We start from the raw sequence: 21,628 nt of genomic DNA on the forward strand, positions 1-21,628 counted from the left end.
GAGAATAATATGAGACAATTGCAAAAAGAAATCATAGGGAATTTAAAAGTTTCACCAAGGATTGAACCAGAAGCTGAAATTCGGCGATCTATTAACTTTTTGAAAGATTATCTCTATCAAAATGCAGGTTTAAAGTCATTGGTATTAGGTATTAGTGGAGGACAAGATTCCACTTTAGCAGGGAAATTATCGCAAATGGCTATTGAAGAAATCCGAACTGAAACAAACGATAACCAGTATCAATTTATTGCTATACGACTTCCTTATGCTGTCCAAAATGATGAAGAAGATGCACTAAAGGCTCTAGATTTTATTGCACCAGACCGAATTTTAAATCTAAATATTGAAGAGGCGACTTTAGGAGTTGTTCAAGCTTTGAAAAAAGAACAAATTGAAGTTAGCGATTTTAATAAAGGAAATATTAAAGCGAGACAGCGTATGGTGATGCAATATGCGGTAGCAGGACAGTTTTCAGGTGTTGTAGTAGGAAGTGACCATGCAGCAGAGAGTGTCACAGGATTCTTTACTAAATATGGAGATGGGGCAGCGGATGTAATGCCTTTGTGGCGCTTAACCAAAGATCAGGGTAAGCAGTTGCTACAGTCCCTAAACTGTCCGGCAGACCTTTATCAAAAAATACCGACAGCCGATTTAGAAGAAGACCGTCCTATGTTATCCGATGAAGAAGCGTTGGGTGTTTCTTATCAAACCATTGATCGTTATTTGACAGGACGTGAAGTAAAAGACCATGAAGCAGCAATAATTGAAAAATGGTACTTAAGTAGCCAACATAAACGCCATCTGCCAGTCACTGTCTTTGATCAGTTTTGGAGGGAATCTTGATTTAAGGAGATGAAATAATGTCCATTGTACTGGAAATAATAATGAGGGTAGTGCTTGCTTTCATATTGTCATTAGCATTTTCCTATTCCTTATTAAAGTTGCTTAATTTTACAAAGCCCCTTGATTTTAAGAATAGAGAGAATAATAGCAAAAGAACACCACCTGCTTACGGTGGTATTGCTGTATTTATGGCATATTGGTTAAGCTATTACTTATTAAATCCTTTTACTCTTTGGGATAAGCAAGGGAGTCTTTTTGTAGCCTCCTTAATTATCCTTGTAACGGGCGTTTTAGATGATAGGTTAAATTTATCTGCTTTAAAAAAATCAATCGGTATTTTAATCGCCTGTCATTATGTCTATTTTTATAGTGACATTTCTTTTTCATCTCAACTCATTAATTTTGAAGACCCATTACTTTTTAATGGTTTGAAATATCTCTTAACCATAGTATGGATTTATTTAGTAACTAATGCATTAAATTTATTAGATGGGATTGATGGCCTAGCTTCAAGTGTTAGCCTGGTGAGTCTTTTTTCAATGGTTATAATAACTTTAGGTTTTTCTTTAACCATTCAATTGGATTTTGTATTAAAGTTGTTATTTTTATTTGCAGCAATTGCTGGTTTTTTAATATTTAATTGGCCACCTGCTAAAATTATGTTGGGAGATACTGGGGCTTTATTTATTGGATTTATGTACGCTAGTTTAACCGTTACTAATCTAAAAAACGCCAGTCTTTACTCTTTTATTTTTCCAATACTTTTATTTGCTGTTCCACTTTTTGATACTGTTTTTGCCTTCATGAGGCGTTTACACCAACGAACCCCGGTTACTGAAGGAGACAAAGAGCATATCCATCATCGGTTACTGCGAAGGGGTTATAATGAAAGTTCAATCAATAAAATGATGATGGCTTTATCTGCCGTTTTTTCATTGATTACCCTAGCCCTCCATGCCTTTCCTAATTTAAAGTGGCTGATATGGGTGATGACAATGGTATTGATTGTAGCAATGGTTTATTTTACTGTGCATATTGGAAAAGAGTCTCCAAACAAATGAATCTTTTTAAGTTTTAAAAGGTATATTTATATCTCGATTACCTAAACTGTCTATTTTAACTTGTCCACTTAAAAAATTGACTAAATAGCTATCAAATTCCTTTAGGAAGTCAGAATGAATAGCGATTGTCATTTGAATTTTTTCGAGATATTCGATGGTTAGAACAGAAGGTAAGCCAGGCATTTGAGCAAGATTATGATTAAAGTGATCAAGCTGTGCATAATCCATTTCAATTTGAAGAAGGGTCTGGTTAACATTTTTAATTTTATTGGCCAATTGGCAGCTTTCACTAACTACTTGGGTGTAAGCGCGAATTAAACCACCTGCACCTAACTTGTTTCCACCAAAATAGCGAACAACAATGGCTGCGACAAAAGTTAATTCCTCTTTTTTAAGAACTTCAAGCATTGGTAGACCTGCTGTACCACTTGGTTCGCCATCGTCACTCATGCGTTGAATACTTGAGTCAGCCTCTAAACTAAAAGCATAGCAGTGGTGATTTGCTTTATAATGCTTTTTTTGTATACTAAGCAAGTGTTGATTAAATTCTTCTTCACTTTTGATTGGAAACAGAAAACAAATAAAACGAGATTTTTTTATTTCAATTTCATGTACAATTTCTTTTTGGATACTTAAATAATTAAACATATAGCTTTCCTTTCATTTATGTTAGGATAATAGATAACATATAGATTCTTTAAACAGTGTAACATATTTAAAAAACAACTGATTATTAGTCAGACAGGGAATGGTAGTGAAAAATGAAAACAGCAATTATAGTAGATTCTACAGCATATTTAAACCAGGAAATAGCCAGTCAATCAAACGTTTTTCAAGTCGATCTTAGTGTTATTTTTGATGATGGGACTGTTTTTAAAGATTCATCTGATATTGATGAGCAGACGCGGTTTTATCAGTATATGGAAAAAAGTGATCGATTACCTAAATCTTCTCAACCACATCCAGGTGACTACTACCAATTGATGGATCAGATTGTTGAAGAAGGTTTTCAAGCAGTCATAGCTATCCATCTATCTTCAAAAATATCAGGAACTTTAGCTTTAGCGCAATCGGTACTAACTGAATACCAAGATCGTATTCAAAGTTATATTATCGATTCTAAGTCTTCATGCATAGTCATTGAAGGTTTGGCAAGGAAAGCCTTAAAAGGACTCGAAGCGGATAAGGAATTAGAAGATATCGTGGCTGAACTAACTTGGCAAGCAAATCATACACAAACTTATTTGATGGTCGAAGAGTTAGAGAACCTAGTTAAAGGTGGACGTTTAAATGCAGGTTTTGCTACACTAGGCCAATTGCTTAAAATTCGTCCTTTATTGCATTTTGATGAGGAAGGAAATATTCTTCTCTTTGAAAAAATCCGTACTAATAAAAAGGTGTATGCTAGATGGATTCAACTAATTAAAGAAGCAATTGAATCATATCCCCAAGGTATTCAGCTTATGATGACACATGCCAATGCTAAAGACGAATGTAGTGTGGTTGTAGAATTAATTGAAAAAGAGTTAACGATCTCTGATATAGAAATTAACTCGATCGGCCCTGTTATCGGAACACATACCGGAAAAGGTTGTATTGGCTTGGCCATAATGCCTAATTACGATCCTAATTAAACAAGTAAATAATAGCACTAATTATTCTCCTTCTGTGTACTTTATAAAAAGACATGGAAGGAGATTTTTTTGATGGAGTGGAAAGAGTATTTTATTGGTCAATTAATGACTCAAAGAGAAGTAACAATAATCTGGGATAAATTTCTTTCTCAATCCAGCTGGAAATTAGAGACGATATTTAATCATCTACACGCAATGCCTGCTATACAAATAAAACAAAAGCACATCCTTTGTTCCAGGTGCAATTGTCAAGATCAACAACAATACTATAAGTTTTATTTTAATAAAAAGAAGATTATATATTGTTGTTCGTGTCTTCAAATGGGACGAATTTGTAGTAACGATTTGCTTTATTATTTACCAAACAATCAACCTTTAACTATAAGAAATCAAAAATCCTTTCTCACCTGGCAAGGGAAACTTTCGCCACAGCAAAATAAGGCTTCACAAGAAGTTGCGGAACAATTGGATGATAGTAGTCACCCACATTTAATCCATGCTGTAACGGGAGCTGGTAAAACAGAAATGCTTTTTCCAATAATCGATGAAATATTAAGAAAGGATGGAAAGATAGCTTTAGTCTCTCCAAGAGTTGACGTGTGCATTGAACTTTTTCCAAGAATTAAAGCTGCTTTTAATTCGGTCAAAGTTCTTTTGCTTCATGGAAAGAGTGAAACAAAATATGAGCCCTGTGAAATTTTAATAGCAACTACCCATCAGTTGCTAAGGTTTTTTCAAGCCTTTGACCTAGTAATAGTGGATGAAGTAGATGCTTTTCCCTATGTTGATAATGAGAGTTTACATTTCGCGGTAAATCGAGCAGTTAAAAAGAAGGGTAAATTAATCTTTCTGACAGCAACACCGGATAAAAAAATTGTGGAAGCGGTCAAAAAAGGCTTGATTCACCAGACCATTTTACCAGCGCGATTTCATGGTTTTCCTTTGGTTGAACCCATATTTTTGTGGTTGGGAGATTGGAAAACTAACTTAGTAAATCAACAAAAGAATTCCAAACTTCTCTTAAGCCTAAAACATTTTATTGCGCTTGAAGGTCGAAAACTAATTTTTATAGCCAATATCAAGTTGGCAATTCTATTATCTGAGTGGTTAGAGAAACTTTTTAAAGGCCTTAGACTTACCTATGTATATTCAACAGATCCTCTAAGACATCAAAAGGTAGAAAAAATGCGCAAAGGTCATTATGACATACTAATCTCTACATCCATTCTTGAAAGGGGAGTAACTTTTGAAAACTGTCATGTGTTTGTCCTTGGTGCTGAGGACCCTCTTTTCTCTAAATCAGCTTTAGTTCAAATGAGTGGCAGGGTAGGAAGGAAGGCTGCTTATCCATCAGGTAAAGTTGTTTTTGGTCATTATGGTATTACAAAAGAAATGAAAAGAGCGGCTATAGAAATTAAGGGAATGAATCAGTTAGCGAGCAAGAGAGGACTTTTAAATGCAAATGCTTGATGAAAGGGTCTGTTTGATGTGCCAGAAAAATTACCAACGTGATTTAAGTTGGCAACAGTTATTTTCCTGGCAAGCTATTGAATTTGAACCATTGTGTTCAGACTGTTTAAAATCATTCGTTCCTTATCATTATCAGAGTGAAAGTTGCAGAGCCTGTGGAAGAAAATTAGATGGTAGCAACCACTATCAAACTACTTATAGAATCAAAGATACTGATGAGAATTACTGTCTAGATTGTTATCGCTGGCGCCAAAAATATCCTCTAAAGCTAATAAACAATCAAGCCTTATTTGACTACAATGCTGGTTTTAAAAATTGGATCACTCGTTATAAATATGATGGAGATTGCCGGATGGCGAATGTAATGAAGCAAGTCTTAAAGAAAACATATAAACACTATCCAAACTACCTTTGGTTAATTTTACCTAGCTCTGAATCAAGCTTGAAAAGGAGATTGTTTCATCCGACCGCATATTTATTAGAAATAGCCCACATCCCTTATTGTTGTCCCTTCCATTACATTGGAAATGAAATTAGACAAGCAGCAAAAAGTCGAAAAGATCGTTTAACACTCAATCGTCCATTTGCTTGGATAAATATAGAAAAAGAAAAATTAAAAGAAAAGAAAGGTCTAATGATTTTTGATGATGTTTATACAACAGGGGCAACTATGATACAAGCAAAATTAGAGATAGTTCAACATTTTGAAGCTATTGCTAAAGAAGAAATGGATTTAAAAAGTATTACTTTAGCAAGAAATCAATCACTTGCTTAGAATGTGTAGCGCTTTCAATCGATGTGGGCATGTGTTATAATAATTTTAAGCTAGTAATAGCTTTTGGGTTTATGGCTCATTAGCCTTAGACCAAATAGAGAGGAAATGAGGGATATTTATGTTTAACTATAATGTTCGTGGAGAAAATATCGAGGTTACTCAAGCTATTCGAGAATACGCCGAAAAGAAAGTTTCAAAACTTGAGCGTTTTTTCAATGATGTACCGAATGCAACTGCCTATGTAAATTTGAGGGTTTATCCTGATAAAACAGCAAAGGCAGAAGTAACTATTCCTTTATCTTTCTTAGTGCTCAGAGCTGAAGAGACAACACCTGATTTATATGCGAGTATTGATTTTGTAGTTGATAAATTAGAGCGACAAGTACGGAAATATAAGACTAAAATTAATCGCAAATCACGTGAAAAAGGCTTCGAAGGAATAACTACATCAGATTTGGTACAAGCTTCAAATGTAAATAATCATGAAGATGAAAGCGAACCCGATTTACAAATAGTTCGTTCAAAGCGAATTGCTTTAAAACCGATGGATTCAGAAGAAGCAGTCTTACAAATGAATATGCTAGGCCATGACTTCTTCGTATATAAAGAAGGAGAAACAAACGAAATTAATATCGTTTACCGCCGTAAAGATGGTCGATATGGATTAATTGAAACAGCGAGAATGGATTAAGATTAAGTTGTATCCTTAGAATATAGTGAATATCAAATGTTAAATGAAGAGCTTATCAATGCTCTTCATTTTTTATTGTTAAAAAGCAGAAGGAATTAAACTTTTACAATACACTAGCAGATAAAAATGTTTGAAAGTCGAGTTTTTAATGATACAATGTTACAGTGAGAAAATTTATTCATGGAATGGGTAAATGAGGATTATGGGAATTAAAGGAGCATATTAATGGCCAACTTTTTAAAAAATTTAATTGAAAATGATAATGCTGAATTGAGAAGAACCGGAAAATTAGCTGACCAGGTAATCGACTTAGAAGAAGATTACCGCACGATGACTGATGAAGAACTGCGTGCCCAAACTACTATTTTAAAAGATAAATTAGCTAGTGGAAAAAGTTTAGATGATATTCAGGTAGAGGCATTTGCTGTTGTAAGAGAAGCTGCTTATCGAGTATTAGGCTTATTGGCCTATCGTGTCCAAATTCAAGGCGGCTTTGTCATTCATAAGGGTGATATTGCTGAAATGAAAACCGGTGAAGGTAAAACTTTGACAGAGACAATGCCTGTTTATTTAAACGCTTTGTCAGGTAAAGGGGTTCATGTTGTTACTGTTAACGATTATTTAGCAACTCGTGACTCTAAAGAAATGGGAGAAGTTTTCCGCTTTTTAGGCTTAACAGTCGGCTTAAATCTAAACTCAATGAACGCTGCTCAAAAGCGTGAAGCTTATGCTTGTGATGTGACTTATTCTACAAATAACGAATTAGGTTTTGACTATTTAAGAGATAATATGGTTGTTTACAAGTCTCAAATGGTTCAAAGACCATTATATTTTGCGGTAGTAGACGAAGTGGACTCTATCTTAATTGATGAGGCTCGTACACCGTTGATTATTTCTGGTCAAGGTGAGAAATCGACAGCCCTCTATAATCGAGCAGATTATTTTGTTAAGGGATTGAAAGAAGAAGAAGACTACACCATTGATTTGACTTCTAAGTCAATTGTTTTAACAGATATTGGAGTTGACAAGGCTGAAAAAATCTTTCGCTTAGAAAACCTGTATAATGTTGAAAATTCATCACTGGTTCATCATATTGATCAAGCTTTACGCGCAAATTACATTATGATTCATGATATTGACTATGTGGTAGACGAAGAGGAAGTTAAGATTGTCGATCCATTTACAGGTCGTATTATGGACGGTCGTCGTTATTCAGATGGACTTCACCAAGCGATTGAAGCAAAAGAAAATGTTGAAATCCAAGATGAGTCCAAGACAATGGCAACGATTACTTTCCAAAACTACTTCCGTATGTATGAAAAATTATCTGGAATGACGGGAACGGCTAAGACGGAAGAAGAAGAATTTAGAGAAATTTACAATATTAACGTCGTTTCAATCCCAACCAATCGACCAGTTATTAGAAAAGACCACCCAGATTTGCTTTATCCAAACTTAAAAGCTAAATTTGCTGCCGTCGTAGAAGAAATCAAAGAACGTCATGCTAAAGGGCAACCTATTTTAGTAGGGACAGTGGCTGTAGAAACTTCAGAGTACCTATCAAAATTATTAACAAAAGAAGGTATTCCTCATGAAGTCTTGAATGCTAAAAATCACTTTAAAGAAGCTGAAATTGTTATGGCTGCCGGTCAAAGAGGTGCGGTAACCATCGCGACCAATATGGCTGGACGGGGAACCGACATTAAGTTAGGATCAGGAGTTAAAGAAGTAGGCGGACTCGCTGTTATCGGAACTGAACGTCACGAATCACGTCGAATTGATAACCAGTTACGTGGACGGGCAGGACGTCAAGGAGATCCCGGGGCATCACAATTCTATTTATCACTAGAAGATGATTTGATGCGACGTTTCGGATCAGACAGAATTCAAAAGGTTTGGGAAAAACTGAATATGACAGACGACAACAATGAAGGAGAAGATCTTGCTATTCAAAGTAAGATGTTATCTCGTCAAGTTGAATCAGCCCAAAAGAGAGTGGAAGGTAATAATTACGATACTCGTAAGAGTGTTTTAGAGTACGATGAAGTTATGCGTGAGCAAAGAGAAGTTATTTATGGTCAAAGATTGGCGGTGATTAATGAAGAAGAAACCTTAACACCTCATATTAAAGCAATGATTAAACGGACCATCGAGCGTGAAGTGGCCTATGCTACTGAAAACGATGAAAAGGATTGGAATTTAGACAGTCTATTGGACTTCGTTCACAACACATTATTTAGTCCAGAAAAAATCTCAATAAAAGACTTAGAACGTAAGAGCAGAGAAGAATTAATAAATTATTTGTATAATGAATCTGTGTCGGCTTTTGATGAGAAAATTGCTTTACTAAATGGTCCTGAACAAGTTTTAGAATTTGAAAAAGTAATTATTTTGCGTGTGGTTGATTCGAAATGGACAGACCATATTGATGCGATGGATCATTTACGTCAAGGTGTTGGTCTAAGAGCATACGCTCAAACGAACCCTCTAACAGAATATCAAACAGAAGGCTTTGATCGCTTCCAAGAAATGATTGCTGCAATTGAATATGACATCACTCGATTCATAATGAAGGCACAAATTCGTCAGAATTTGGAGAGGGAGCAAGTTAATTCCACAAGCCCTCGGGTAAAACCAAGTTCAATGCCTAAACACCAAAGTGTAAAAACATTAAAAGGCTAATATGACAGAATAGCAAAGGTCCTGCGGATTAACTCCAAAGGACCTTTTGTGTCAATTTTAAAAAGTAAGGTGATATGATGGAAATATATGAAATTAAGGACCAAATAGAATCGGCCCAACTTAATATTGAAAAAATAAGGGGGTCCCTTTGACATCGATAAATTGGAAGCAGACGTTGCTGAAATGGAATCGAAGATGTTAAAGGAAGATTTTTGGGACGATAATCAAGCTGCTCAATCTTTAATTCAAGAATTAAATAAATGTAAACTCGAAAAAAACTCTTTTTATCAATTAGAAGAAGGACTGGATGATGCAATGATTGGACTAGAGCTTATTGAAGAAGGCCAAGATCCTGAATTACAAAAAGAGCTAGAAGAAAAGCTGGTCTTACTCAATAAACAAATTGATGATTATCAACTATCTCTTCTTTTGTCGGGAGATCATGACCATCTCAATGCGATTATGGAAATTCACCCAGGAGCGGGAGGGACAGAATCCCAAGATTGGGGCGAAATGTTGTTGAGAATGTATGAACGCTGGGCGAGTCACAATCATTATGCGATAACATTTATAGATTATCAAAATGGGGATGAAGCAGGCATTAAAAGCGCTACTTTTGAGGTTTCTGGCTATAAAACTTATGGACATCTGAAGTCGGAAAAAGGGGTTCATCGTCTCATACGGATATCGCCTTTCGATTCTAATGCGCGCAGACACACTTCCTTTTGTTCAATTGATGTTACTCCGATGATTGATGGTTCGATTGAGCTAGAAGTAAATCCTGAAGATTTACGTATCGATACTTATAGAGCTTCAGGAGCTGGCGGACAACATATAAACAAAACTTCTTCTGCCGTTCGAATTACACATCTTCCGACAGGAATTGTTACTCAAAGTCAATCCAATCGTTCACAAATTCAAAATAAAGAGCAAGCTATGAGCCTCTTGAAAGCAAAACTTTATCAAAAAGAAGTGGAAGAAAAAGAAGCTGAATTACAAGCGATAAAAGGTGAGCAAAAAGATAATGCCTGGGGTTCACAAATCAGGTCCTATGTTTTCCACCCTTATTCAATGGTAAAAGACCATCGAACGAATTATGAAACGGGGAATATCGACGCTGTAATGGATGGAGAATTAAATCCTTTTATTGATGCTTACTTAAGGTGGAATATCCAAGAAGAAAAATAAGTAATAAAGAGTGAAGAATTACTAGTATGTGAGGTGAAATTGTTGATTAAGCTAATTAAAGCGAGCAAACAGTATGGTAATGGAATATGGGCTGTTAAAGATGTGAGTCTCGAGATAAATAAGGGAGAATTTGTTTATTTAGTAGGACCTAGTGGTTCGGGGAAGTCTACGCTGATGAAATTGTTAAATCGTCAAGAAAAAGTTACAAGCGGACAAGTGATTGTTAATCAGTTTAAAGCGCATGACTTAGCTGAAAGGAAAGTTCACCTATTACGAAGGCAAGTTGGTGTAGTTTTCCAAGATTTCAAACTTTTACACCAATTTACAGTAGCTGAAAACATTGCTTATGCATTAGAAGTTACAGGAGAGAGTAAAAAGAAAATTAAAAAACGTGTGTTGGAAGTTCTTGATATCGTTGGTTTAAAGTCTAAAATGCATCAATTACCGAACGAGTTGTCAGGTGGAGAGCAACAAAGGGTTTCCATAGCGAGAGCTTTAGCTAATCGTCCTCAAGTGCTTGTGGCGGATGAACCGACGGGTAATTTAGATCCAACCAGTGCAGTTTTGATAATGCGAGCTTTAGAAAAAGTTAATCGCTCTGGAGTAACTATTCTAATGGGAACTCATAATGATAATATCGTTAACTCCCACCCTCACCGAATTTTACAAATGCACCAAGGTAGATTGGTAAGAGATATAAAAAGAGGTGTAAAAAATGAAATGGATTAGATCCCGTATTCGTCATTTTAGAGACGGAATGAGAAATTTATTTCGAAATGGCTGGCTGACTTCTGCATCAATCGTAGTTATGAGTCTAACTTTATTTTTATTAGGCACCTTTTTTGTTCTCGTATTGAATATTAATCAATTGACAGAAACGATTGAAAATGAGATTCAAGTACGAGTGATGATTGATCCTTTAGCAGAGGTTGCTGATGAGAGAAAACTTGGTGATGAAATTGCAGCGATGGATAATGTTGTTAAAGTTGTCTATCGGTCGGCAGAAGAAGAATTAGAGTCTTACCAAGAAGTTATTACAGAAGATTTTGATGTATTAATGGATCAAAATCCTCTTAACAATATGTACTTAGTCACTGTAAATTCAGCTAATTCATTAGAGCAAGTAACCAAAAAAGTTCAAAAATTAAAATGGGTTCAAAGTGCTAATATTGGTTCAGTCAATCTTGAGAGCTTGATCCAAACAATTGAAATTATGCGATATGCTATAGCTATTTTAGGAGCTATTTTTATTCTGATAGCTATCTTACTTATCTCCAACACAATTAAAGTAACTATTCAGTCGCGCTCAAGAGAAATTGAAATCATGGAGCTGGTAGGTGCAAAAAAATCTTATATAAAGGCACCTTTCGTTATTGAAGGGGGAAGTGTAGGAATTATAGGCGCTGCCATAGCCAGTATTGTTTTATATTTTTCCTACCAAGCAATCCTTAGCCTGGCTCAAGAGTTACTGGCTTTTAATCCGGAGTATGCCATGCCTATTTATCCTAATATCTTGTATATATCTGGTATTTTGCTGGTTTTGGGCTATCTATTAGGTGTTTTAGCAGCAAAAAGAGCTGTAAACAAATTTTTTAAATAGAAATTTAAAAGACTTCCCTATTCTTTTAAAGGGAGGTCTTTTTATAGTAGTGAAAGCTATTGATTAGAAGATATCTTTTAATAGATGAAGGCGTCTGCTAGAATAAGAAAGTACTTAGAGATCCTAGGAGGTTGGCTATGAAAAGAGTGCTGGTTGTCGATGATGAACAATCGATATTAATGTTATTAGAATACAATTTAAATCAAGCTGGTTTTGATGTGGTCACTGCAGAAGACGGTAAGACCGCTTATAAATTGATTAAAAAAGAAAAGTTTGACTTTATCATTTTAGATATTATGCTTCCAAAAATGGATGGAATGGATGTATGTCGCCGTGTGCGTCAAGAAAAAATTGAAACACCTATTTTAATGTTGACGGCCAAAGATGATGAATATGATAAGATTATTGGCTTAGAATTAGGAGCAGATGATTATATGACCAAGCCTTTTAGCCCAAGGGAGGTTATTGCCAGAATTAAGGCAATTGGGCGTAGGATGCAAAGTAGCGAAAAGAATGTAAAAGAGGTTGAAAGTCAGACAGAATCAGTAGATATTACACCTCTACAAGTTCCTACTAATGCATCTGAGAATTCAAATGATGTGATAAGGCTCGGTAAGTTAGAAATATTTCCAGACCGCTATGAAGTGATATGTGATGGTAAATCAATTGATTTAACGCCCAAAGAGTTTGAACTCTTACTCTATATGGCAGTTAGAAAAGGGCGTATACTTAGTCGTGATCAACTGCTTAATAACATATGGAATTTTGACTACGCGGGTGAAACGCGTATCGTCGATGTCCATATTTCACATTTAAGGGAAAAAATTGAAAGCGACACAAAAAGTCCTGAATATATTAAAACGGTAAGAGGGTTTGGTTATAAATTTGAGGTACCACAAGCATGAAACTGATAGACCCGAGCCAAAGACGCCGACAATTGGGACTAGGAATTGTCCTATTTATGATAGGTATTTTATCTTTAGTTTATTTGGGTTACAGACAAATTGAGCAGACAATTTATACGATTTTACAAGATCAAGTGCAAACTCATTCAGCTTACATATTCATTAAAGATCAAAGTCGGATAGAAGATTATTATCAAGACCTAGATAGTATCTTTAGTGGTGAAGATCGCGAGGTTTTTTTAATTTCTCAAAGAAATAATTCGAAAAATCGCTTAGTACCCAATACTTTATGGAGAAATTCAAAAGAAGGTAATACAAAGAGCAGTCTGAGTCTCATTCATCAAAAGATTATTAAAAATAAAGGTCAAAATATAATTTCCTGGAGAGCTGATCAACGGATCTATGCTGGTAAGAAATTAAATTGGAACAAACAAACTGTTTGGTTGGTTGAATCGGTCGATAAGAACTACTTTTCTTTCAAATGGCAAGAATATTGGAAGCTGGTAGCAATTTATATTATGGTTCAGCTTTCCCTTATATTCTTAGCTATTCGATTAGCCTTGCTAAAAACTACGGGTCCGATTCAATCAATAAGGCAAGGGATAGAAAAGGTTAGAGATTCCGATTATCATTATGAATACCTTGAACATTCGATTCCCGAAGTTAATCAATTAGGACAATCAGTTACCGATATTGTCAAGTATTTGGGAGAAGACCGCAATGATCTGATTTCTGGACAACAGCAATACTCTTTATTACTGGAGAACATCAACCTTGGAGTATTAGTCATTGACTCTCAAGGAAAGATTGATCTCATGAATCCAGCTTTAGGAAAAATTTTAGGACTGTCGCCAACAGTAATTGGGCGTCCTTACCAAGCAATTTTAAAATCTTTTCAATTAATCAGTTTGATTAATCGAGTGATGCAAACACATTTGCCTGTACAAGAAGAAGTAGAAGTTTATGTACCTAAATCAAAATTCTTGGATGTCAATATCCTTTCCTATCAAGAATATCAAGCCAGTGAAATGTCTTTTTTGGTATTACTCTATGATATAACTGAAATCCGTCGTTTAGAAACGGTAAGAAGTGAATTTGTAGCCAACGCTTCACATGAACTAAGAACACCTGTGACTGCTATCAAAGGTTTTGCAGAAACACTCTTAAACGGAGCGCTAAAAGATAAGAAGGCAGCTAATAAATTTGTTAACATTATTGCCAAAGAAAGTAATCGACTGGAAATGATTATTGAAGATATTCTTGAGTTATCTCGTGTTGAAAAAAGTGAAAATAATTTACCTAGATCAAGCTTTTATGTGGATAAAGTAACAGAAAATATGATCGAGTTTCTTTCTCAAAAAACTGCTCAAAAATCAATTAAGGTCGAATTGATTTCTAATAACAATATTGCTTTGAAAGCAGACCAATATCGCTTTGAGCAAATTTTAACCAATCTATTAGACAATGCTATTAACTATTCAGATGAAGGCAGTCAAATAACAATTAGTATTAAAGAAAAAAAGAAAAAAATTGAATTAACTGTTGCTGATACAGGAATAGGGATACCCGAAACAGAGATGGATCGAATCTTTGAAAGGTTTTACCGAGTTGATAAAGCGCGCAGTCGAAATTCAGGTGGAACAGGCCTTGGGCTTTCGATTGTGCGCAATTTAGTCAAAATGATGGGTGGTAAAATCGAGGTAAAAAGTCAAGTGGGGGTAGGGACATCGTTTACGATAATTCTCCCTAATTAATGATGACGCTTACAGTTAAGAATGTTATAAGAAAGCCCTTCACCCAGGGTCTTGTAACATATTTGTAACATTATTTGCTGAAAATTTACAAAGAATTTACATAGGTGAAGTACAATAACAATGTACTATCAATGCAAGAGTTATTGTAGTCAAGTAAATTGTGGAGGAGTTGTCTTAATGCAGGGCAAAGTGCTAGAAAGATTCATGAAATATGTCTTTATGTTTTGTGCATTCTTATCTATTTTATCAATTGTTTTAATCTTCTATTTCATCTTTGTAGGTGGAACAGTTGATGACGGAGTTTGGAAATTCCAAGGTGGAATTCCTTTTCTAATGAAGCATGGCTTCTTAAAAACCTTTGTAGGTCAGCAGTGGCAGCCTTCTTGGAAAGAGCCTCTTTATGGTATTTTCCCTTTCATTATGGGGTCTATTTATGTTACGGTTGGCGCTATTGTTGTTGGAGTTCCCATTGGAGTTCTAACGGCTATTTTTATGGCATATTTTTGTCCAGATTTTTTATATAGAATCTTTAAGCCAGCAATTAACTTAATGGCAGCCATTCCTTCAATCGTTTATGGTTTTTTTGCTCTTCAAATGATGGTTCCATTCATCAGAGGATTAAAGTTTTTACCAGCTAATAATGGAATGAATATACTGACAGCTTCGGTCTTATTAGGTGTAATGATTCTACCGACTGTAATTGGACTTTCAGAAGCAGCTATTCGAGCGGTGCCGAGACACTATTATAATGCCTCAATGGGTCTTGGTGCTACTCATGAGCGATCTGTTTTAAATGTCATTGTCCCAGCGGCTAAATCTGGTATTCTATCTGCCATTATCTTAGGGATTGGTCGTGCGATTGGTGAAACAATGGCGGTTGTTTTAATTGCTGGAAATCAACCAAGGTTGGCTAAAAGCTTGTTTGAAGGAACAAGAACACTGACTACCAATATTGTGTTGGAAATGGGATATGCAAGTGGTGATCACCAGCACGCACTAATTATGACAGCCTCAATGTTATTTGTTTTTATCTTAATTATTAACGGTACCTTCATGTGGATTAAATCGAAAGGAGATAGAACTTAATGAGCGCAAAAATCATTCGCTTTATTGTTTGGCTAGCAGCCTTTTTTACCATAGGTATGTTGCTCTTTATCATCGGTTTCATTCTTTGGAACGGCTTGCCGGTTATGAACACTCAACTTTTTGCCTGGGAATACAATTCAAACAATGTATCGATGATGCCTGCTATTATTTCAACCTTAATTATGATTGGCTGTTCACTTTTAATATCTGCTCCAATCGGAGTCTTTTCAGCTTTTTATTTAGTTGAGTATGCAGACCGTGGAAATCGATATGTACATTGGATTCGGTTAGCAACCGATACACTGGCTGCGGTTCCTTCAATTGTTTATGGTTTATTCGGGATGTTACTGTTTGTGAATGTAATTTTTAAAACCTATTCTCACATTGCTGGCATTTTAACGTTATCCATTATGATTTTACCAATCATTATTTCTTCAACAGAAGAAGCTTTACTTTCGGTTAATAATTCTTTAAGGATGGGTTCCTTAGCTCTGGGTGCTGGTAAATTAAGAACGATATTTACAGTTGTTCTTCCTGTTGCTATGCCAGGTATCTTATCCGGAATTATCTTAGCAATTGGCCGTATTGTAGGGGAGTCGGCGGCCTTAATTTATACGATGGGTACGTCCTCAGGTATGGTTAAAAACCTATTGAGTTCGGGTAGAACATTGGCTACACATATGTATGTTTTATCTTCAGAAGGTTTTCACGTTAAAGAAGCATATGCAACAGGAGCGGTTTTGGTATTGCTGGTCTTAATTATCAACTGGCTATCTACACTCTTAGGCGCTCGATTAGGTTCAGGAGGAAAATAAAATGGCAAACAGATCAAAATTCTCAGTTCAAAATTTAGACTTTTATTACAGTGAGTTTCATGCCTTAAAAAATATTGATATGGAAATAGAAGAAAATTTGGTAACAGCCCTTATCGGACCTTCTGGTTGTGGAAAGTCTACTTTCTTAAAAATTTTAAATAGAATGCAAGATTTGACACCGGGTACACGAGTGGATGGAAAAGTTGCTTTGGATGGCATGGATATTTACGATAAACGGATGGATGTTAATGATTTACGTAAAAGAGTCGGAATGGTTTTCCAACAACCCAACCCTTTTCCAAAGTCTATCTATGACAATATTGCATACGGACCAAGAACTCACGGTATCAAAGATAAAACACAATTAGATCAAATAGTAGAAGAGTCCTTAAAAGGGGCAGCTATTTGGAACGAGGTTAAAGATAAGCTTCATCAAAATGCTACTGCCGTATCTGGTGGTCAGCAGCAAAGAATTTGTATTGCGCGTGCAATTGCCAACCAACCTGAAGTTATTCTAATGGATGAACCGACTTCTGCTTTGGACCCTATTTCAACAAACAAAATCGAAGATTTAGTGAGTGAATTGAAGAAAAAATATACCGTAATTATCGTTACGCACAATATGCAACAGGCCGGACGTATTTCTGATAAAACTGCCTTTTTCTATGAAGGTGTAGTGGTTGAATTCGATGAAACCGAAAAAATCTTCTCGAATCCAGCTAATGATCAAACGCAAGATTATATTTCTGGACGCTTTGGATAGACACTTGAAAGGAGTCAATCATGAGAAATATTTACACAAAGGATTTAGAAGACTTTTCAAATAAGTTATCAGAACAAGCAACAGCAGTCATCGAAAATGTGCATTTAGCTATTAACGCATTCAATAATGACGACACCAGTGCAGCTTCAAAATTAAAAGAAGCAGATCAAGAAATTAACCAATTAGCCAATGAGATTGAAAAAGAAGCTTATCGTTTAATCGCCTTACAACAACCCGTGGCGGAAGATCTACGTTTGATTTTTACAGTAATGAGCATTAGTGTTGACTTAGAAAGAATAGGTGACCATGCTGTTTTAATAGCAAAAAATGTTAATCGAACTAATGAAGATACAGAAAAAATTAAATCCTTAACAGAAATAATAAATAAAATGGCTCAAATGGTTTTTGAAATGATCAATGATGTTCTAGAAGCTTTTTCGGAAAGAGACGCGGTAAAAGCACAAGAGATTGCCGACCGTGACGAATTAGTTGATGCCTGTCTTAAACAACTTTATAATGACTCTGCTTTACGAATGGAAAAGAATAGAGAGTCTGTTAATACAGGAATTAACTATCTAGCAATTGGGAATTCAATTGAAAGAATTGGTGACTATGTCACTAATATTTGTGAGCGAATTGTATATCTTAAAAAAGCAGAGATAGTTGATTTAAATCACTAGTATTTACTCAAACTTAACACTAAATTTACATTAAATTTACAAATTTTATGTATACTATGAATGTGCTAACGTTGAGTGAGTTCGATGTTGGCAATGTAGTTGTGTTGCTGATTTGATAAAATTTAAGGAGATGTAATTAATGAAAAAATCATTAAAAGCTTTACTATTAGTAGCTGTAGCAGGTTTAGGGTTGTCGGTAGTTGTTCCAGCAATGGCTCAAGAAGGGCCAATTAATGTAATTAGTCGTGAAGATGGTTCAGGTACCCGTGGCGCATTTGTTGAAATTGTCGGTGTTGTTGATGAAGATGATAACGACCTAACTACGCAAAATGCTACTGTTCAAAACCAAACATCTGGTGTAATGCAAACAGTTGCTGGAGACCCTTCAGCAATCGGATATATCTCATTAGGATCACTTGATGATTCAGTGAAAGCATTAAAAGTTGATGGTTCTGAAGCGACTCCTGAAGCTATCAAAGCTGGAGACTATCCAATCGCTCGTCCATTTAATGTTGCATGGTCAGCAGAAAAAGAATTATCTGAAGTTGCAAATGACTTTTTAACATTCATTCATTCTCAAGAAGGACAAGCAGTAGTTGAAGAAGAAGGATACATCAGCGTAACACCTGCTGGCGAAGAGTTAGATGAAACTGTAGAAGCAGAAAGTGAAGAAGTAGAATCAGAAGAAGCAGCAGAAAGTGAAGAAGTAGAAAGTGAGCTAGCTCCTTATGAAGCAACTGCAGAATTAGAAGGAACTGTTGAAGTTGTTGGATCAACTTCTGTATCTCCTTTAATGGAAAAACTTGCTGAAGCCTATAAAGAATTCCAACCAAACGTTGAAATTAATATTACTTCAAACGGTTCATCTGCAGGTATGGAAGCAGCAATGAATGATACCGCTGACTTAGGTATGGCTTCTCGTGAATTAAAAGATGAGGAAATGGAAGCTTTAAAACACGACGCAATTGCTATCGATGGTATCGCAGTAGTAGTAAATAATGAAAACCCTACTGAAGAAATGACTCTAGAAGCAATCCGTGGAATCTTCTTAGGAGAAATTTCTACTTGGGAAGATACGGTAAAATAATTAAGTGAATAAGTAAATAATCAAGGCGCACCTTGGGTGCGCTCAGACTGAAGACAAAGCCCTCTAAACCACTACTTCTTAGTGAATTAGAGGGCTTTTTTGTGTATAATAAAAAGAAAACGGGTGATTCGTATGATGACAAAAAATGCTGACAGTAAAACCTTTGAAGCACGTAATCAAATGGCATTTTATGCCCTTGAAGAACTGGTACCTCCCAATCATCTTTTGCGGAAAATTGATCATCATATTGATTTTAATTTCATCTATGACTTGGTAGAGGACGTCTATTGTCAAGATAACGGTCGACCAAGTATTGACCCGATAACTTTGATTAAAATCCCTATGATTCAATATCTCTTTGGTATTCCAAGTATGCGCCAAACCATTCAAGAGATTGAAGTGAATGTTGCTTATCGATGGTTTTTAGGGCTTTCTTTAACGGATACTGTGCCACACTTTTCAACCTTCGGTAAAAATTATAAGCGTCGTTTCGAATCTCAAAGTTTAGCCGAGCAAATATTTGCCCAAATTTTAAAGCAATGCGTTGAGGCTGGCGTGGTGGATTCAAAGGATATTTTTATCGATGGTAGCCATGTTAAAGCTTGCGCCAATGGCCGAAAGTATACGAATAAAGAAGTGATCGTCCAAGCAAAATGGTTGGCAGAGGAAATGATGGAAGCCGTTCAAGAAGACCGAGCGATTCACGGCAAAAGCTTCTAAAAAATACCGAAAAGGAGCACTTAACAAAATCCCAAACAATCAGTCCTAATGATCCGGAGGCAGGATGGCTCCATAAAGGAGATCATATGCAAGTTTTTGCCTATAACATTCAAACAGCCTGTGATCGTAATGGGTGGGTTTTAGGATATAGTGTCCATCCGGGAAATACACACGATACCCAAGCTTTTCCTTTAATCTTTGAAAAGATTATTCCTTTTAACCCTAAGCATGTCATTGCAGACGCGGGATATAAAACGCCTACTATCGCTCAATTCCTATTCAAACAAGAAATTACACCGGTGTTTCCTTATACACGGCCAAGACGTAAACGGGAGAATAGAAACATTATCTATGACGAATACTATGATTGTTATTTAGATGAAAACGATGTGGTCTATCGCTATACAACTACCAATCGAAAAGGCTATCGAGAGTACAAAGCTTCGAGTCACGACCAGAAGAAATATCAAAATAATCGTGTGATTACCCGACATGTCTGGCAAGAAGCCCTTGAAACATGTGAAGATATAAGACATTCAGATGGCATGCGAGAGCTTTATAAAGAACGTAAGGAATCAGTAGAAAGATTATTTGGCACTGCCAAGGAGCATCATGGCTTTCGATAGATGCATTTAATTGGAAAAGCCTTGATGGAATTTAAAGCAGGGCTCACTTTTGCTTGTATGAACATGAGAAAGTTAGCAAACATATTAGAAATGAGGAGCTAGAAAGGCTTCGTTTTTTTATTTATTAAGGAAATTTGGGCAGAAACAAAGACAAACCCTGTATGAGTCATCCTCAAAGAAGGGTTTGTCTTCAGTCTGGGCGCACCTTGGGTGCGCTTTTTTATTTGCAATCATATGTGGTAAAATGAAAGAAAACAAAGAAGGTGAAAAGTATGGAAATCGAGTTAGAAATCGATCGTCTAATGGGAGAAATAGAGGATTTATTCCAGGGGAAAGTAGATTCTCAGGATATTTTTGTTTTAGGTTGCTCAACATCTGAAATGGCAGGTGGAAAAATTGGGAAGGCATCTCGTCCAGAGTACGGGAAACTATTAGTTAATGCTTTAATCAAAACTACAAGCAAAATGGGACTCTTTCTTGCGGTTCAAGGCTGTGAGCATATTAATCGCAGTCTAGTGATAGAACGTCAAGCTGCTAAAAAGTATGGCTTAGAAATTGTCTCAGTAGTCCCTGCTTTGCATGCGGGAGGAGGAGCAGCCGTAGCGGCCTATCAGTTATTCAAGGATCCAGTCATGGTAGAGCATGTTCAAGCAAGTGCAGGTATAGATATTGGGGATACACATATCGGTATGCATATAAAACATGTTCAAATTCCTGTTCGTTTTAAACACAACCAACTAGGGTTTGCCAGGGTAAATGGACTATCATCGCGGCCAAAATTAATTGGTGGAGAACGCGCAAATTATTAAATGTAGTCCTTAATTATCTTCTTAACATACTGGTCAATTTGATAGTAACGCCCCTTTTTATCAATGGTTTCCTTATCGTCCAAGAGAGCTTCTAAAAGTTCTAAGTTTAAAATCCATTGGCTAAGCTCGTGATGCGATTGTTCTGTAATAAGTAGCACCCAATATTGAAAGGCGAGATAAGTTTTTGAATGATTTGTCGATGACAATTCCATCTTAATGAAACCCACGTTCCAAGTAAAAGAGAAGAAACGAGGGCTGTCAAAGGCCAATATTTCTGCTTGTTGTTCATTTTTAATGTGGTCTGTGTAATGCAAATGATTGCTTACCTCAATTTTTTCTGTTAAGGGAAGGCCATGCTATCATTTTGCATGAGTGCTCTATCCGTTAAAAAGGGCCAACCATCTTTTTGTTGATGTTTATACAAGCAAGTAAATTCAAT

The 21,628-nt window shown here is 35.9% G+C and carries 22 protein-coding genes; 20 read left to right on the forward strand and 2 right to left on the reverse strand.

The genetic code is table 11. The annotated features are described in order from the left end of the window. Positions 1–9 precede the first annotated feature (9 nt). On the forward strand, positions 10–843 hold the full coding sequence (gene nadE, locus ACQV2T_RS05735; RefSeq protein WP_428874169.1) for an ammonia-dependent NAD(+) synthetase: 834 nt from the start codon (positions 10–12) through the stop codon (positions 841–843). Between the two features lie 17 nt (positions 844–860). Next, the gene (locus ACQV2T_RS05740) at positions 861–1,904 is read left to right on the forward strand and encodes an MraY family glycosyltransferase (RefSeq protein WP_428874170.1); all 1,044 of its coding nucleotides are present in this window, start codon (positions 861–863) and stop codon (positions 1,902–1,904) included. Between the two features lie 6 nt (positions 1,905–1,910). Here ACQV2T_RS05740 and ACQV2T_RS05745 read toward each other — a convergent pair whose 3' ends face one another. Beyond that, on the reverse strand, positions 1,911–2,552 hold the full coding sequence (locus ACQV2T_RS05745) for a YigZ family protein (RefSeq protein ID WP_428893347.1): 642 nt from the start codon (positions 2,550–2,552) through the stop codon (positions 1,911–1,913). A gap of 113 nt (positions 2,553–2,665) precedes the next feature. On the opposite strand from ACQV2T_RS05745, the gene ACQV2T_RS05750 reads away from it, so the two are divergent. From ACQV2T_RS05750 to ACQV2T_RS05835, 18 genes are all read left to right on the forward strand, one after another. Beyond that, positions 2,666–3,538 carry a DegV family protein gene (locus ACQV2T_RS05750; protein WP_428874172.1) on the forward strand — a complete coding sequence of 291 codons (873 nt, stop codon included), beginning with the start codon at positions 2,666–2,668 and terminating at the stop codon, positions 3,536–3,538. Between the two features lie 72 nt (positions 3,539–3,610). Beyond that, positions 3,611–5,008 carry a DEAD/DEAH box helicase gene (locus tag ACQV2T_RS05755; protein ID WP_428885277.1) on the forward strand — a complete coding sequence of 466 codons (1,398 nt, stop codon included), beginning with the start codon at positions 3,611–3,613 and terminating at the stop codon, positions 5,006–5,008. A 16-nt stretch (positions 5,009–5,024) separates the two neighbouring features. Beyond that, positions 5,025–5,783, forward strand: a complete 759-nt coding sequence (locus ACQV2T_RS05760) for a ComF family protein (RefSeq protein ID WP_428874174.1) — start codon at positions 5,025–5,027, stop codon at positions 5,781–5,783. A 118-nt stretch (positions 5,784–5,901) separates the two neighbouring features. Then, complete coding sequence (hpf, locus tag ACQV2T_RS05765) at positions 5,902–6,474, forward strand: ribosome hibernation-promoting factor, HPF/YfiA family (protein ID WP_428874175.1); 573 nt, start codon at positions 5,902–5,904, stop codon at positions 6,472–6,474. Between the two features lie 225 nt (positions 6,475–6,699). Further along, positions 6,700–9,156 (forward strand): preprotein translocase subunit SecA, encoded by a 2,457-nt coding sequence (gene secA, locus ACQV2T_RS05770; protein ID WP_428874176.1) that lies wholly within the window; start codon positions 6,700–6,702, stop codon positions 9,154–9,156. A gap of 77 nt (positions 9,157–9,233) precedes the next feature. After that, a protein-coding gene (prfB, locus tag ACQV2T_RS05775) for a peptide chain release factor 2 (protein WP_428874177.1) occupies positions 9,234–10,344 on the forward strand; the annotation gives its coding sequence in 2 pieces (ribosomal slippage) (positions 9,234–9,305 and positions 9,307–10,344; 1,110 coding nt in all). Positions 10,345–10,386: 42 nt separating this feature from the next. Beyond that, the gene (ftsE, locus tag ACQV2T_RS05780; RefSeq protein WP_428874178.1) at positions 10,387–11,073 is read left to right on the forward strand and encodes a cell division ATP-binding protein FtsE; all 687 of its coding nucleotides are present in this window, start codon (positions 10,387–10,389) and stop codon (positions 11,071–11,073) included. Continuing rightward, on the forward strand, positions 11,060–11,944 hold the full coding sequence (ftsX, locus tag ACQV2T_RS05785; RefSeq protein WP_428874179.1) for a permease-like cell division protein FtsX: 885 nt from the start codon (positions 11,060–11,062) through the stop codon (positions 11,942–11,944). The genes ftsE and ftsX overlap by 14 nt, the downstream gene beginning before the upstream one ends. 137 nt (positions 11,945–12,081) lie before the next feature. Beyond that, positions 12,082–12,849, forward strand: coding sequence for a response regulator transcription factor (locus tag ACQV2T_RS05790; protein WP_428874180.1), 768 nt, complete (start codon positions 12,082–12,084; stop codon positions 12,847–12,849). Continuing rightward, positions 12,846–14,603 carry a two-component system histidine kinase PnpS gene (pnpS, locus tag ACQV2T_RS05795; RefSeq protein ID WP_428874181.1) on the forward strand — a complete coding sequence of 586 codons (1,758 nt, stop codon included), beginning with the start codon at positions 12,846–12,848 and terminating at the stop codon, positions 14,601–14,603. The genes ACQV2T_RS05790 and pnpS overlap by 4 nt, the downstream gene beginning before the upstream one ends. A 177-nt stretch (positions 14,604–14,780) precedes the next feature. Continuing rightward, positions 14,781–15,689: a phosphate ABC transporter permease subunit PstC gene (gene pstC / locus ACQV2T_RS05800; protein ID WP_428874182.1), complete on the forward strand. Its 909-nt coding sequence runs from the start codon at positions 14,781–14,783 to the stop codon at positions 15,687–15,689. Continuing rightward, complete coding sequence (pstA, locus tag ACQV2T_RS05805) at positions 15,689–16,504, forward strand: phosphate ABC transporter permease PstA (RefSeq protein ID WP_428874183.1); 816 nt, start codon at positions 15,689–15,691, stop codon at positions 16,502–16,504. The genes pstC and pstA overlap by 1 nt, the downstream gene beginning before the upstream one ends. Before the next feature lies 1 nt (position 16,505). Further along, positions 16,506–17,267 carry a phosphate ABC transporter ATP-binding protein PstB gene (gene pstB, locus ACQV2T_RS05810; RefSeq protein WP_428874184.1) on the forward strand — a complete coding sequence of 254 codons (762 nt, stop codon included), beginning with the start codon at positions 16,506–16,508 and terminating at the stop codon, positions 17,265–17,267. 20 nt (positions 17,268–17,287) lie between these two features. Beyond that, positions 17,288–17,947 carry a phosphate signaling complex protein PhoU gene (gene phoU, locus ACQV2T_RS05815; RefSeq protein ID WP_428874185.1) on the forward strand — a complete coding sequence of 220 codons (660 nt, stop codon included), beginning with the start codon at positions 17,288–17,290 and terminating at the stop codon, positions 17,945–17,947. Between the two features lie 139 nt (positions 17,948–18,086). After that, on the forward strand, positions 18,087–19,034 hold the full coding sequence (locus tag ACQV2T_RS05820; protein ID WP_428875492.1) for a substrate-binding domain-containing protein: 948 nt from the start codon (positions 18,087–18,089) through the stop codon (positions 19,032–19,034). A gap of 135 nt (positions 19,035–19,169) precedes the next feature. Next, entirely contained in the window at positions 19,170–19,754 is a 585-nt protein-coding gene (locus ACQV2T_RS05825) for a transposase (RefSeq protein ID WP_428893350.1), read from the forward strand. Beyond that, a complete protein-coding gene (locus ACQV2T_RS05830; protein ID WP_428893348.1) occupies positions 19,688–20,380 on the forward strand; it encodes a transposase in 693 nt (230 codons plus the stop codon). The genes ACQV2T_RS05825 and ACQV2T_RS05830 overlap by 67 nt, the downstream gene beginning before the upstream one ends. 272 nt (positions 20,381–20,652) lie before the next feature. Continuing rightward, the gene (locus tag ACQV2T_RS05835) at positions 20,653–21,189 is read left to right on the forward strand and encodes a TIGR01440 family protein (RefSeq protein ID WP_428875523.1); all 537 of its coding nucleotides are present in this window, start codon (positions 20,653–20,655) and stop codon (positions 21,187–21,189) included. On the opposite strand, the gene ACQV2T_RS05840 is transcribed toward ACQV2T_RS05835, so the two are convergent. Beyond that, complete coding sequence (locus ACQV2T_RS05840) at positions 21,186–21,503, reverse strand: hypothetical protein (protein ID WP_428875525.1); 318 nt, start codon at positions 21,501–21,503, stop codon at positions 21,186–21,188. The genes ACQV2T_RS05835 and ACQV2T_RS05840 overlap by 4 nt on opposite strands. Positions 21,504–21,628: the final 125 nt, after the last annotated feature.

Origin of the sequence: Facklamia sp. P13069, assembly GCF_050409405.1 — a bacterium.
Lineage (GTDB): Bacteria > Bacillota > Bacilli > Lactobacillales > Aerococcaceae > Facklamia.

Coding starts and splice junctions, on each gene's coding strand:
- ftsX (WP_428874179.1), top strand. CDS start 11,060: ATGAAATGGATTAGATCCCGTATTCGTCATTTTAGAGACGGAATGAGA.
- ACQV2T_RS05825 (WP_428893350.1), top strand. CDS start 19,170: ATGACAAAAAATGCTGACAGTAAAACCTTTGAAGCACGTAATCAAATG.
- pnpS (WP_428874181.1), top strand. CDS start 12,846: ATGAAACTGATAGACCCGAGCCAAAGACGCCGACAATTGGGACTAGGA.
- ACQV2T_RS05740 (WP_428874170.1), top strand. CDS start 861: ATGTCCATTGTACTGGAAATAATAATGAGGGTAGTGCTTGCTTTCATA.
- phoU (WP_428874185.1), top strand. CDS start 17,288: ATGAGAAATATTTACACAAAGGATTTAGAAGACTTTTCAAATAAGTTA.
- ACQV2T_RS05830 (WP_428893348.1), top strand. CDS start 19,688: ATGGTTGGCAGAGGAAATGATGGAAGCCGTTCAAGAAGACCGAGCGAT.
- pstC (WP_428874182.1), top strand. CDS start 14,781: ATGCAGGGCAAAGTGCTAGAAAGATTCATGAAATATGTCTTTATGTTT.
- nadE (WP_428874169.1), top strand. CDS start 10: ATGAGACAATTGCAAAAAGAAATCATAGGGAATTTAAAAGTTTCACCA.
- ACQV2T_RS05745 (WP_428893347.1), bottom strand. CDS start 2,552: ATGTTTAATTATTTAAGTATCCAAAAAGAAATTGTACATGAAATTGAA.
- pstA (WP_428874183.1), top strand. CDS start 15,689: ATGAGCGCAAAAATCATTCGCTTTATTGTTTGGCTAGCAGCCTTTTTT.
- ACQV2T_RS05835 (WP_428875523.1), top strand. CDS start 20,653: ATGGAAATCGAGTTAGAAATCGATCGTCTAATGGGAGAAATAGAGGAT.
- ACQV2T_RS05820 (WP_428875492.1), top strand. CDS start 18,087: ATGAAAAAATCATTAAAAGCTTTACTATTAGTAGCTGTAGCAGGTTTA.
- ACQV2T_RS05755 (WP_428885277.1), top strand. CDS start 3,611: ATGGAGTGGAAAGAGTATTTTATTGGTCAATTAATGACTCAAAGAGAA.
- ACQV2T_RS05750 (WP_428874172.1), top strand. CDS start 2,666: ATGAAAACAGCAATTATAGTAGATTCTACAGCATATTTAAACCAGGAA.
- secA (WP_428874176.1), top strand. CDS start 6,700: ATGGCCAACTTTTTAAAAAATTTAATTGAAAATGATAATGCTGAATTG.
- pstB (WP_428874184.1), top strand. CDS start 16,506: ATGGCAAACAGATCAAAATTCTCAGTTCAAAATTTAGACTTTTATTAC.
- ACQV2T_RS05760 (WP_428874174.1), top strand. CDS start 5,025: ATGTGCCAGAAAAATTACCAACGTGATTTAAGTTGGCAACAGTTATTT.
- hpf (WP_428874175.1), top strand. CDS start 5,902: ATGTTTAACTATAATGTTCGTGGAGAAAATATCGAGGTTACTCAAGCT.
- ACQV2T_RS05790 (WP_428874180.1), top strand. CDS start 12,082: ATGAAAAGAGTGCTGGTTGTCGATGATGAACAATCGATATTAATGTTA.